This is a genomic window from Microcoleus sp. B4-C2 (assembly GCF_036705265.1).
Taxonomy (GTDB): domain Bacteria; phylum Cyanobacteriota; class Cyanobacteriia; order Cyanobacteriales; family Microcoleaceae; genus Microcoleus.
Genome location: NZ_JAUBUB010000021.1, coordinates 21,687 through 35,212, shown reverse-complemented (window position 1 = coordinate 35,212; position 13,526 = coordinate 21,687). Strand labels below are relative to the sequence as shown.

General features: G+C 45.2%; 11 protein-coding genes and 2 pseudogenes. All 13 read left to right on the top strand.

Annotated elements, in window-relative coordinates:
- Positions 1–167: 167 nt before the first annotated feature.
- Positions 168–680 (top strand): adenine phosphoribosyltransferase, encoded by a 513-nt coding sequence (locus QUB20_RS09445; protein ID WP_333247924.1) that lies wholly within the window; start codon positions 168–170, stop codon positions 678–680.
- 225 nt (positions 681–905) lie between these two features.
- Positions 906–1,946, top strand: a complete 1,041-nt coding sequence (locus tag QUB20_RS09440) for an ABC transporter permease (RefSeq protein ID WP_333247926.1) — start codon at positions 906–908, stop codon at positions 1,944–1,946.
- Positions 1,947–2,034: 88 nt separating this feature from the next.
- Positions 2,035–2,340 carry a BrnT family toxin gene (locus QUB20_RS09435; protein WP_333247932.1) on the top strand — a complete coding sequence of 102 codons (306 nt, stop codon included), beginning with the start codon at positions 2,035–2,037 and terminating at the stop codon, positions 2,338–2,340.
- Entirely contained in the window at positions 2,337–2,537 is a 201-nt protein-coding gene (locus QUB20_RS09430; RefSeq protein ID WP_333208170.1) for a hypothetical protein, read from the top strand. Before QUB20_RS09435 ends, QUB20_RS09430 begins: the two co-directional genes overlap by 4 nt.
- Positions 2,538–2,678 carry a hypothetical protein gene (locus QUB20_RS09425; RefSeq protein WP_333208169.1) on the top strand — a complete coding sequence of 47 codons (141 nt, stop codon included), beginning with the start codon at positions 2,538–2,540 and terminating at the stop codon, positions 2,676–2,678.
- A 68-nt stretch (positions 2,679–2,746) separates the two neighbouring features.
- Positions 2,747–3,322 carry a hypothetical protein gene (locus tag QUB20_RS09420; protein ID WP_333247928.1) on the top strand — a complete coding sequence of 192 codons (576 nt, stop codon included), beginning with the start codon at positions 2,747–2,749 and terminating at the stop codon, positions 3,320–3,322.
- Between the two features lie 61 nt (positions 3,323–3,383).
- A pseudogene (locus tag QUB20_RS28665) lies at positions 3,384–4,391 on the top strand (leucine-rich repeat domain-containing protein); the annotation flags it as partial.
- Positions 4,392–4,412: 21 nt separating this feature from the next.
- Positions 4,413–5,492, top strand: a pseudogene (locus QUB20_RS28660) (DUF6745 domain-containing protein).
- 181 nt (positions 5,493–5,673) lie between these two features.
- Positions 5,674–6,627 (top strand): ABC transporter ATP-binding protein, encoded by a 954-nt coding sequence (locus QUB20_RS09410; RefSeq protein ID WP_333208165.1) that lies wholly within the window; start codon positions 5,674–5,676, stop codon positions 6,625–6,627.
- A 193-nt stretch (positions 6,628–6,820) separates the two neighbouring features.
- Entirely contained in the window at positions 6,821–8,515 is a 1,695-nt protein-coding gene (locus QUB20_RS09405; RefSeq protein ID WP_333247930.1) for a hypothetical protein, read from the top strand.
- A gap of 822 nt (positions 8,516–9,337) precedes the next feature.
- Positions 9,338–11,500, top strand: coding sequence for a DUF4394 domain-containing protein (locus tag QUB20_RS09400; RefSeq protein WP_333249585.1), 2,163 nt, complete (start codon positions 9,338–9,340; stop codon positions 11,498–11,500).
- A 150-nt stretch (positions 11,501–11,650) separates the two neighbouring features.
- On the top strand, positions 11,651–11,938 hold the full coding sequence (locus QUB20_RS09395) for a hypothetical protein (protein ID WP_333249587.1): 288 nt from the start codon (positions 11,651–11,653) through the stop codon (positions 11,936–11,938).
- A 208-nt stretch (positions 11,939–12,146) separates the two neighbouring features.
- Positions 12,147–13,391: a ribonucleoside-triphosphate reductase, adenosylcobalamin-dependent gene (gene nrdJ / locus QUB20_RS09390; RefSeq protein ID WP_333249583.1), complete on the top strand. Its 1,245-nt coding sequence runs from the start codon at positions 12,147–12,149 to the stop codon at positions 13,389–13,391.
- Positions 13,392–13,526 lie beyond the last annotated feature (135 nt).

The window sequence follows — 13,526 nt, the reverse complement described above, 5'->3', positions numbered from 1 at the left end:
AGGGAATTATGACATTTGTTTACATAGTACGTAAAGGATTAAGCAATTAAAGAATAAAAATTAAAGAAGCTCTTAGTTTTAATTTTTATTTTTTAATTTTTAAATTTTGACGTTATTATTGTACCATTTTTGATGCCTCCTTACCCTCAACCCCGATCTGCAAGCTTATGGATCTCAAATCTCTAATTCGCGACATTCCTGATTTCCCCAAGCCGGGAATTATGTTTCGAGACATTACAACTTTGCTGCGCGACCCGCAAGGGCTGAGCTACACCATTGACAGCTTAGCCGAAAAATGCTCTGCAATGTCTGTTGACTATGTGGTGGGCATGGAATCGCGGGGCTTCATCTTTGGCGCGCCGTTGGCTTATAAAATGGGAATAGGCTTTATTCCTGTCCGCAAGCCGGGGAAACTGCCAGGTGCGGTTCATTTTGCTGAGTACGAATTGGAGTACGGTGTCGATCGACTGGAGATGCACCAAGATGCGATGACATCCGGCAGCCGGGTGCTGATTGTGGACGATTTAATCGCCACTGGCGGAACAGCGGCGGCGACGGCTAAATTGTTAGAGCAAGCTGGCTGCGAGCTTGTCGGTTTTGCTTTTATCATTGAATTGCAGGCCTTGGGCGGCAGGCAGAAATTGCCCGATGTGCCGATCGTCACGCTAGTGGAATATTAGTTAGTTAACTGTTGGCAGTTGACAGTTGACAGTTGACTGCTGACAGTTGAATAAAAACTCCTGACAAATAATATCCTTGACCTTTGCATCGCAATTATTTATTTCTCTCTTCTCTTTCTCTGCGTTCTCTGCGTTCTCTGTGGTTAAATCATTCCGATGCAACCGGCATTAATATCATTCACAATTCTTCAAATCTAAAATCTAAAATCTAAAATCTAAAATCCTATGACTTCTCTTAAATTGAATCAAAATTGGCGAGGGTTGAGTTCTCTGTTTAGCAGCGAGACATTTACTTATGTTTTCAAGCGACTGTTGCAGGCACTTTTAACCCTATTTTTGGCATCGATGCTTTGTTTTGCAATTATTGAGCTAGCACCGGGAAATTACTTGGATACATTGAGCCAAAATCCCAAGATTTCGCCGGAGACACTCAAGCAACTCGAACAGCAGTTCGGCTTAGATAAACCAGCGATTGTGCAGTATTGGCTGTGGCTGCAACAAATTGTGACGCGGGGGAATTTTGGCACGAGTTTTGTGTATCAGCGATCCGTAGCTTCGCTGCTGTGGGAACGGGTACCGGCGACGTTATTAATGGCGATCGCATCTTTGATTGTAACTTGGGCGATCGCGATTCCTTTGGGAATTGTCGCGGCCGTTAATCAAAACCGCACAGTCGATCGAGTTCTGCAAGTAGTCAGCTACACCGGACAAGGATTTCCCAGCTTTATCACAGCGTTGCTGCTGCTATTTTTTGCTCAGAATACTTCGCCTCTGTTTCCCGTCGGAGGAATGACAAGTATCGACCACGCAGACTTACCTTGGTGGGGTCAAATCCTCGATTACGGCTGGCACTTAATTTTGCCAACTGTCGCCCTCAGCCTTACTGGTTTTGCTGGTTTGCAAAGATTGATGCGCGGACAATTTTTGGACGTGCTGCGTCAAGATTATATCCGAACAGCAAGGGCTAAAGGTTTGCCGGACGATCGAGTAATTTACATTCATGCTTTGCGGAATGCTGTTAATCCGTTGATTACGCTGTTGGGTTTTGAGTTTGCTAGTTTGTTGAGCGGTGCGTTTATTGCGGAATTTTTCTTTAATTGGCCGGGTTTGGGAAAGCTGACTTTGGAGGCGGTGAACAATCAAGATTTGTATTTAGTAATGGCAAGTTTGATGATGGGTGCGACGATGTTGATTGTGGGGAATTTGTTGGCGGATTTGCTGCTGAAAGCTGTCGATCCTCGGATTAAGCTGGAAGATTTGAAATAGTAGAATTAGTCCTGGACGCACGCGGGGTGAAAAACCCTAACTTATAATTGGTGTTATAATTTGATAGTACCTCGATTTAACCTGATAAATTGCTTTAGATTATAATTTTGATTGGAATCCAGCCAAAGAAAAGCAAAATATTCGCAAACATCAATTAAATTTTCGTTTGGCATCAACTGTTTTCCGCGATCGTTCTCAATTAACAATCTATGATGAAGAACACAGTCAAGATGAAGATAGATGGATTACCATAGGTTTAGATGAAACAGGAATTTTAAGGGTTGTTGTCCATACCTTTGAACAAACCGATCGCACCTCCTGTGTAATTCGGATTATTTCAGCCCGCAAAGCTAATTCCACTGAAACCCAACCTTATCAAGAGAGGAAATTATGAAATCAGAGTATGAGTTTTCTTCATCAGAGCAAGGCAAGTTTTACCATCCTGATGCTACGTTTCATTATCCCATTTATCTCGAACCCGATGTCGAGGACTTTGTGACTAAAATTGCCGATCATAAAAAGATTGAGGTTCAAGCTTTGGTCAATGAATGGCTGAGAAATAACATGAAACTAATTCAAAGTGTTGAGTAGGTGAAAAACCCATTTTTTTCTCAAGTGGCTTGCCTGATAGTGTTCGATCGCGATCGACCGCAAAAGGAGATAGGAACTTACGCAGGGATAGTCAGCAACCGGGTTTTTCCCTTGAATACTTCGTTTCAGCTCGCAAATTAGATAAAAACCCGGTTTATTTGGCGGAGTCGATCCAAATAATGCTGATATCGAATATGTAGAGTAGATAAATGATGACTCAATCTCCTACGACAATATCCCTCGATCGCATTCTCGAACAAAATGCCGAATCTGTACTGATTTGGGCGAACAACATATTTTCAGGTCAAACCACCGAACCACAAGGGTTTAACTGGCTATTATTAGCCGATGTTGCCTCGGCTAAGGCTCGAAAAGGTCAAAATGGTTCCGGTTTGTGCGATCGCAAATGGGCAGAAGTAGCGATCGCAATTTACGATCGCAAGGCCGGTGATGCCGATCGGAAAAAACCAGGTAGTGGCGAGTCTTTTACGATTTCCTCAATGATGTTGCGGGCTGCGATGATAGAAAAAGAGGAAGTAATTTCCGATCATCCTGTTCTCGATGTTAACTTAATTTTAGAATGGTTTTGGGATAACATCAAAGAGTCGCAGGAAGATGTCGAAAAAAAGGTAGCTAATTGGCAAACGCTACCTATTACAGAAATTCGCGAGTTAAGAAAACTTAAAAATCGATTGAAAGTTATTGCAGCACTTTCTGATACGGATAAATATGTTTTAGATGAAAAACTCAACACTTGGCTTTTACTGCGCGATAAACTACCCTAAAAGTGCGATCGATATTCCCATGCCCCATGCCCATATACCATTCCCCATCTAGGAGTGCTTTATGTCAGAAAAACAACCAAACGAGCCAATGAGTTTTAGCAGCTTTGCCGACTGGTGCAGGCATATTGACAGTCTTTCAGAATGGGCAAGGCACACAGTTAAAGTGTTGTTAAAAAAGGCTGGCACTGATGACCCTGAAGCAGCCCAGCAGATACTTTCAAGCATGACAGAACTGAATCTGTGCGGCAATAGAATTACCGACATCAGCTTTCTCGGCTCGCTCACCAATCTGACAACACTGAATCTGTGCGGCAATCGAATTACCGATATCAGCTTCCTCGACTCGCTCACCAATCTGACAACACTGAATCTGGGCATCAATCAAATTACCGACTTCAGCTTTCTCGGCTCGCTCACCAATCTGACAAAACTGGATCTCAGCTACAATCAAATTAGCGACATCAGCTTCCTCGGCTCGCTCACTAATCTGACAAAACTGGATCTCAGCTACAATCAAATTAGCGACATCAGCTTCCTCGGCTCGCTCACCAATCTGACAACACTATCTCTCTGCACCAATCGAATTACCGACTTCAGCTTCCTCGGCTCGCTCACCAATCTGACAACACTGGATCTCTCCAACAATCGAATTACCGACATCAGCTTCCTCGGCTCGCTCACCAATCTGACAACACTGAATCTCAGCTTGAATCGAATTACCGACATCAGCTTCCTCGGCTCGCTCACCAATCTGACAACACTGCATCTCTACAACAATCAAATTACCGACTTCAGCTTCCTCGGCTCGCTCACCAATCTGACAACACTGGATCTGTGCGGCAATGAAATTACCGACATCAGCTTCCTCGGCTCGCTCACCAATCTGACAACACTGTATCTCAACTACAATGAAATTACCGACATCAGCTTCCTCGGCTCGCTCACCAATCTGACAACACTGTATCTGGGCGACAATGAAATTACCGACATCAGCTTCCTCGGCTCGCTCACCAATCTGACAACACTGCATCTGGACTACAATCAAATTACCGATATCAGCGCCTTGCGCTCGCTCACCAATCTGACAGAACTGAATCTCTACAACAATCAAATTACCGCTCTGTGCGTGTTAGGCGAACTCGCACAGAAACGTCTTACTCTCTCGACTAGACCAATTGATGGTCAAAAAGCCACAGAAGCCATCAAAGTTGCCTATGCCGCTATTGGCCTAGAAGAACCCGAAGTTATTATTTGCAGCAGTCCCCGCGACGCTTATCCCCAAATCTTCAACTTGCTCAAACGCGACCATTCACAAAACTGCTCAGACGAATACAGAAATAGATTGGGGAAAAATCTAGACCGGAAATGGATGTCCCCTGGGGGAGAATTTGCAAGTCCGGCGGTGTGGAAGTATGAGCTCGATAGCATGACGATGGAGTCCGAAGCAGACAGTACACTGAGTTCGCTAATGAACGAATTGGTTCACAGCTATGCGCGATCGGAACAAAGGATCGGGAATGTTTTTCCCGGTCTTTGGTTCCACCTGTCATTCCCTGAAACCCCCACGACTTTGTTTAAAGAAATCTATTTGACCCAATTGTATATATCTTCATTAGGCGTCAATCTTTCCCAAAAGGCACAAGAAATACTTCGCTGCCAAAAGCTGCTTTTCGAGCATTGCGGTTGGATATTTCCCTTTGAAAAGATTTGCGCGGTGTGCGATCGCCCCCGCCACCTGCGCTTTGACAGTGAAAACCGCTTGCACGCTGAAGAAGAACCTGCGATCGAGTTTGCGGATGGATGGAATTTTTACTATTATCACGGCGTCAGATTGCCGGAAAAATAGGGTCAACTCCACCCAACTCAATGGCAATCGCAATGGCTTTTAACAGAAGAGAATGCCGAACTTCGGCGAGTGTTAATTCAAGGAATTGGTTACGATCGCATTTGTCAAGAATTGGAAGCCAAACAAATAGATAGTTGGCAGGAATATGCACTATTACAAATAGATAACGCCGATGTCGAGCCGATTTGTTTGTTAAAAATGACTTGTCCGAGTACGGGATTCATTCACGCTTTGAGAGTGCCGCCAAATCTGGCATCAGCTAGGGAGGCAATTCGCTGGGTAAATGGGGGTATCGATCCAGAGGAATTTTCCGTGCAGACTTGATATATAGCCTTTCTGAGGTAAATTAGATGCTCGTGGCCATCGGGCATAGCAGATATAAAAGCGTTTGAATTTTTAATTTCAGAACGGGGCTGACAATTCAGGGAAGAACGGCTAGGCTAGTTGTAGAATTCTATTTCCATGCCAGGGATACACCGCATTAAATTTCTTTCACCCTCCAAACATGGCAAAACAACTAGCAATAGAAACTCGCGGGCTGACGAAACAATTCGATCGCCATATAGCCGTCAATGACATCGATTTGCAAGTAGCAGCAGGCGAAGTATGCGGACTGATCGGCCCCAACGGTGCCGGGAAAACTACTTTGCTGCGGATGTTGGCGGCGGCCCAGGAACCGACTACAGGGGAAATTTACATCAACGGCGATAGGTTATTGCGCGATCGATCGCACCCCATCCTCAAACAACGCATCGGCTTTCTTCCCGACGACTTTCCCCTCTACGACGACTTGACTGTTTGGGATTATTTAGACTATTTTGCCCGACTCTACAACCTCCAGCAACCGCGCCGCCGAGAGCGAATCAACTCCGTGTTAGAACTCGTGCAACTAACCAACAAGCGCAACAGCTTAATTTCCACCCTTTCGCGGGGAATGAAACAGCGCCTGAGTTTGGGGAGAACTATTATCCACGAACCGCTATTGTTGTTGTTAGACGAACCGGTTTCTGGCTTAGATCCGATCGCCCGAATGCAGTTCCGCGAAATTATCAAACTTTTGCAACAAGTGGGCATGACTGTAGTCATATCATCTCACGTCCTCAGCGACTTAGCCGAACTTTGTACCTGGGTTGGTATCATGGAACTCGGATATCTGGTCGAAAGCGCACCTTTACAAGAACTTTACAAACGCCTCAGCCGCCAGCAAATTTTGATGTCGGTTTTAGGAAATAAATTAGAAGCGCTAATATCCGAGTTAAAAAACTTTCCTTGGATAGAAAATTGGGCAATAATCCCGGAAACTCAACAGGTGTGCGTTGATTTTTCAGGAAGCCCGGAAGATGCAGCCAATTTATTACGCGAACTCGTCGCCGCCAACATTCCCCTAACCGAATTCCACTGCACTCAAGAAGACTTAGAAACCATCTTCCTCAAGATGGGACACCAGCAAGCATCTTAATTTAGTCGTTTCCATAATCAAATTAATTCTTTGTGGAACGGGCATCTTTCCCGTTATTGAAAATAATTCAACAGTGAGTTATAACTGAGTTATATTCTTTACGGTTGGACCGGAATTATTTAACCGCAGAGAGCGCAGAGGACACAGAGGAAGAGAAGAGAGAGAATTACCAATTACCAATAACTAATCAACCATGACACTCAACTTACTGGACAAAGTCGGCAACTGGAATCCCCAGTTATTTCGAGAAATCAAAGGCCGCTTGAATATTGGCAATATGGCGATCGCATCTGCTTTCTCGTTAGGGCCTCAACTGCTGCTGTTCATGTATTACAGCGCCCAGTTACCCGTTGCCCTTCGTAATGTCGATCGTACTGAACCGATTTATAACAGATTTTGTGTTTTAAAGACGACTACTAACACAAAACAAGGAACACAATGTCTCACAGATGCCTTGGGTAATATAGTAATTGATTGGCCCAAGTGGTGGGTAGAAATATTTATTTGGCTGAGTATATTTAGCGTGTTAGTCCTATTAGTAGCAGGGACTTATATGCTCGTCAGTGACTTAGACAAGGAGGAACGCCTGGGTACGCTCAACTTTATTCGCCTCAGTCCCCAATCTGCCAACACCATTTTTATTGGCAAAATTCTCGGTGTCCCTATTTTAGTGTATCTAGCAGCAATTCTGGCGATACCACTACATCTATACAGTGGATTAGCTGCTCAAATACCTTTGAATGAAATTTTATGCTTCTACATGGCGATCGCAGCCAGTTGTAGTTTATTCTACAGCACTGCGATGCTATTTGGATTGACAACCAGTTGGTTGGGAGGATTTCAACCTTGGTTGGCTAGCGGTATCGCTTTGTTTGTGTTTGTAATCTCTACCATGAAGTTAACAGTAACTGCTGGGGATTTAGGAACATTTGTATCTTCCATTGGCATCCTAAGATATCTAATTGTTGGAAGAATGGATAACTATGAATTTAATTCATTAGGTGCAGACATACACCAGTTACAATGGTTTTACTTGCCCATCGGTAAAAATATTGTAAGTGGCATTATTTTGTCTCTGTCAATTTGTAGTATCGGAACCTATTGGATGTGGCAGGGATGGCAGCGCCGTTTTCCCAATCCCACTACTACAGTTTTGAGCAAGCGACAAAGTTATTTTGCTGTTATCTGCTGTCAGCCCATTATCTTAGGCTTTGCACTCCAATCTGACCCCCTAGCCTACGGTAAAACTTTTCCTTTGCTAACATTGAATTTGGTGATGTTCTTAATTGTAATAGCATCTTTAACATCTGAGAGACAATCTTTGTATGATTGGGCAAGGTATCGGCAACAAATTGTTCCCAGCGGTCACAAGTTGTGGCGACGTTACCCACTACTCGATTTGGTTTGGAGCGAAAAAAGTCCGGCTGTAGTTGCGATCGCGATTAATCTTCTCAGCTCATCCTTCATTTTACTCAGCGGACTAATTTTAATAGATCGGGGCGAGTTTGAAAAGTCTCACACAAGCATATTTGGGAATGTAATTCTCGGTATCAATCTGATCCTCATCTACGCAACCATCACCCAACTATTCCTATTTCTCAAAACCCGAAATCAGGAAATTTGGGCCGTAGGTACTATCAGCGGTGCTATCTTGTTACCACCTGTGATTTTATCTATGCTCTTGCTCACTCCAGAAAAAAATCCTGTCTTCTGGCTATCTTCAACCTTTCCGATTTTTTGGTCTTTTTCGCCTGACATAGGATCTGGAACTACGATTTTGATTTCGATACTCAGTCAGTGGACTGTGTTGCTGTTGTTGAATCTCAAATTGCGATCGCAACTGAGACTCGCAGGGGAATCAGCTTCTAAAGCACTGCTGAAAGCTTGAAAAAGCAGGGGAAACTTGAAACTCCGATTCAGGCCGGGATTTAAACCCCTGCCTGAAACCTTAAGTCGTCTTCAGACGACTGTTCAACTAACTTAGGAGCGCGAATTAAATAACTTACAATTTTAATTGTTATTGTGGGATGGGCGTCCCGCCCGTCATGAGTGGACGGGCGGGACGCCCATCCCACTTTCAAGAGTGGAAGTTATTTAATTCTCATTCCTTATTATGCCAATTCCGCATTTATACTCGACTTTATATTAAGCGATAGCGGTCGCCGCTACATACAAAGCTCACCTTCGCAGGCTTTAAGATTAAAGTTGAAAAAAAAATCTGACTGTAAGCTGTTCGACATTTAAAGGACGATTGTAGGGGGCCCAGCGTACATAAGCGTTTCCCTTGTAAGCGTAAGTGTTCGCGAATGGCGCACCTTACCTGGTTCGTTAGTCGTTTAAATGCTCCACAGCTTACAGATCCAAAATTATAGAGTCAGCGTATATTACTAATGAACGCAGTACAAAATTTCATAGGTTCGCACCGCTAAAAATTTCAGCTTGCCTGTTTGGAGTTGAGTCGCGATTGCCCGCCAGCTACACACCCAACTATAAAATACGGCTAAGCGATCTGTCTTTAGGACTGGGTTTATTTGAATCCGGGGGCGGGTTTATATATCATTTTAGCTGCCTGTAATACTTGTATGGCAAGCCCCCCCCTACAGCCGAAAATCATAAAAACTATCCTAAAAGTGCGAATTTGTGATATTTTGACTGAGAATACCACCGCCGTTAGGCAACAGAAGTATCAAATTTAGAGGGTGATTAGAGCATGGCAGAAATTAGAGGCACCGCCCAAGCAGACTTGCTAGCAGGAACTCCAGAAGATGACCTGATTTTTGGTTTGATGGGCACTGACACCATTGCCGGAAACTCTGGTAATGACAGTATTTTTGGAGGTAAACAAAGCGATTTAATTGATGGCAATTCTGGTCAAGATTCGCTTTTTGGAGATTTAGATAACGACATTATTAACGGCGGCGAAGGTAACGATTTTTTAGTGGGCGGAAAAGGCAGCGATTCCATATCGGGCAACTCCGGCAATGATGTTTTGTCGGGCGATCGAGATACTGATATCCTGATAGGCGGAGACGGGGCAGACCTATTTGTTTTGAGGCGCTACGCTGAGGCTGACCCTTTCCGTACCAGTGGCGGTGTTAGTTTGGCAACTGCTGACCTGATCGCCGATTTTACACCCGGTACAGATTTAATCGGTTTGGGGGAAGGTCTCAGTTTTAGCGACTTAAATATTTTGGAAGCTGGAAACAATACTGTTATTCAAGACCGGGTAACAGGAGAATTTCTCGCTACTCTCCAAGGAGTGAGACAAAGTGCGATTAACCAGGCAAGTTTCACTAATAATATTAGCAGCGTTGTTCCCAATCCCCCGCCTCCAGCGCGGACAACGGCTTATGCTTTAACTCCTGCTAATCGGATTGTCGGTTTTAGTCTTTCCAATCCCGGAAGTGTCCTCACAGATTTGCCCGTAACTGGATTGCCAGCGGGAGAAAGTTTGCTGGGAATTGATTATCGGCCGGCTAATGGTGTGCTTTACGGTGTGGGTTCTAGCAATCGCTTGTATACTGTCAATCCGATGACTGGGGAAGCAAGTCCAGTCGGTAACGGGCAGTTTGCTGTTCCCCTAAATCCGGGGGCTGCAGGTTTTGATTTCAATCCGACAGTCGATCGAATTCGGTTTGTCAATGAAGGCGATCAAAACGCCCGCCTCAACCCGGATAACGGGGCACTTGTGGATTTTGACACGGTGGCGGGGGGAATTCAACTCGACGGGAATTTGGCTTATGTTGCGGGCGATCGCAATTTTGGGTCAAATCCGGCTGCTGCTGGGGCTGCGTACACGAATAACTTTGCCGGGGGAACTTCGACGACGCTGTTTGTAATTGACAGCAATTCAGACGTTTTGGTGCGACAAGATCCGCCGAATAATGGAGGGTTGAATACGATCGGATCTTTGGGAGTTGATGCTACTAGCGTTAACGGCTTTGATATCAGAAGTATTGGCGGCCGCGAGGTAGCGGTGGCGGCGCTGGAAGTTGCGGGCATTTCCGGCTTGTACAATATCAATTTAAGTAGCGGTCAAGCTTCCTTTGTCGGTCCAATTGCCGACGGGAGACAGATTAACGGTTTGGCTTTGCCTTTGCCTACAGCTTACGCTTTAACTGTCAGAAATGGCGCTGAAACAATTGTCGGTTTTAACGAGGCGGCACCGCGGGCGATTCTCAGCGACGCAGCAGTTACCGGGTTGCAGCCCGGAGAAAGTTTGCTGGGAATTGATTTTCGCCCCGCTAACGGTGTGCTATACGGTGTGGGTTCTAGCAATCGCTTGTACGCGATTAATCCAGTTACTGGGCAAGCCAGTGCCGTCGGTAGCGGGCAGTTTGCTGTTCCCTTAACTCCGGGGGCTGCGGGTTTTGATTTCAATCCGACAGTCGATCGAATTCGCTTTGTCAATCAAGCCGGTCAAAACGCCCGCCTCAACCCGGATACGGGGGCAATTGTCGATGTTGACACGCTGACGGGGGGAGTTCAACTCGACGGGAATTTGGCTTATGCTGCGGGCGATCGCAATTTTGGCAATCCCGGCGCGGCGGCGGCGGCTGCGTATGTGAATAACTTTGCAGGGGCAGCTTCGACAACGCTGTTTGCAATTGACACCAATTTAGACATTTTGGTGCGGCAAGATCCGCCGAATAATGGGGTGTTGAATACGATCGGATCTTTGGGAATTGATGCTGGTACCGTTCTCGGCTTTGATATCAGGAGTGTTGACGGTAACGAGACGGCTTTGGCTGCGATCGAGGTTGGCGGAGTTTCCAGTCTATACAATATCAATTTGACGACTGGTCAAGCTTCGATTGTCGGTCAAATTGGTGACGGGCAAGGGATTAAAGGCTTAGCACTAACTTTGATTTAAATAGGGTAAGGAAGAAGGAAGAAGGAAGAAGGAAGAAGGAAGAAGGAAGAAAAATAATTAAACTTTTTTAATTTGCCAATGCCCAATTCCCGATTCCCGATTCCCAATGCCCAATTTGAGTTAATCTATTATTTTGGCAACCAAGATAATATGTTATCTCAAGTTTTTTACTTGCTACGTTCCCGCAGTGACGGCAAATATCTGTCCGCGAATCCCAATCCAGATGCGGCAGTGAGTTACCTGCTGATGTTTCGCGAAGACTATGACGCTTTGAGCTATCTCAATGCCCACGCTGCTGAGGTTGCCGATCGATTCGGAGTAGAATCGATTTCCGGTTCTCAGGTAAAAAAGCTACTCGAACGTTGGGGCTTTAACGGCGTGGGGGTTGTTCAAGACCCGCTGTTACCGAATATTGAGTTTTTATTGACAAATAATTGACAATTGACAAGATTTGCGCTTCACCCGGTTTCTGGAAGAAATCGGGTTTTTTCGTCAAGTTTTGGGGCGATCGCCCGATCGAGCTTGTAGAGTTCTATGCCCCATATTTAGTGCAAATTGTCAAATATATTAACCTTTTACCCTAAATCTGAATCCTGTTGTATATTCGTAGTCTGTTGATTTATTCCGACACGTCAGTACACAACCTATGGTTAGAGAATTAGAGCGATCGAGTGCCAGCGAGAAACGCAACCTGTCCGATTTCCCCGAAACAGCACCCGCAGCCAATCCAGTATTTTTTAGGACTTACAGTCGCCGTACCGAGACGGGAAGGGAGACTTGGGCCGAAGTGTGCGATCGAACAGTCAAGGGGCTGCAAAAGCTGGGAAACCTCACCCCCGAAGAAACACAACTGCTGCACCGGATGCAAAACGAGCTCAAAACCCTCGCTTCAGGCCGCTGGCTGTGGGTAGGTGGCAGCAAATGGATCGAACAACCAGAGAATTTTTCCGGCGCATATAATTGCTCCTCAACAAATATTCTCGACTGGCGTTCCTTTGGTTTGTTAATGGATTTGGCAATGATGGGCTGCGGCACTGGGGCAGTCTTGGAACCACAATATATCAACCAACTGCCGCCGATTCGCAACCGTTTAACCCTAACCATGCAAGGCGAAATCGGCTCTACACCCGCCCAGTCGCGCCGTCAAGAAACAGAAGTAAAAATAGCAGAAAAAACCGCAACTATTTATGTCGGAGATTCTCGCCAAGGTTGGGTAAGCTCCTATCAAAGTTTGCTGGAATTATCCACAGATGAAAGATTTGCAGGAGAAGTTCAAGTTTTTATCGATTTGAGCGACGTTCGCCCGGTGGGAGAACCTTTAAAAGGTTTTGGCGGAGTAGCAAATCCGGTGAAATTGCCCGATCTTTATCAGCGCTGCGCCGCAATTTTGAATAAAGCTTTAGGGCGGCAGTTAAATTCAGTTGAATGCTGCGTGTTGATAGATGAAGCTGCGGTCACGATCGTCGCTGGAAATATTAGAAGATCGGCCGGAATGCGTCAGTTTTCTTTTGATGACGAACTGGGGGCAAATGCTAAAAATAATTTGTGGCAACAAGATGAAAGCGGCAACTGGAGAATAGATCCAGAACGCGATGCCCTTCGGATGGCAAACCATACGCGAGTTTTCCATACCAAACCTACACTAGAAGAATGTATTGATGCTGTCCGCAAACAGTATTATAGCGGCGAAGGTGCGATTCAATGGGCCGGGGAAGCTGTAGCTCGATCTAACGTTGATTTACTTTCAACACCGAGTCTTAGAAGTGAGTTTTTGAAAGCTTACGACGAAGGAAAAGCTAAAGAGTGGTTGCAGGAACGCCATCCTAATATGACTGCTGGCGAGTTAGAGCATCGGTTAGTCCGTGTGGGCTTAAACCCGTGTGGTAAGTAATTTTGCCTCACGTTAAAAACCTCGCAAAATCGGAGAAAACTGAGATGTTAACTCCGAGGTAAGTAAGGGAATTAAAAATCCTTTACCACCGTAGAGCGTACCGGGTGAACCTTCTTTTTTGAAGAATATAATCCT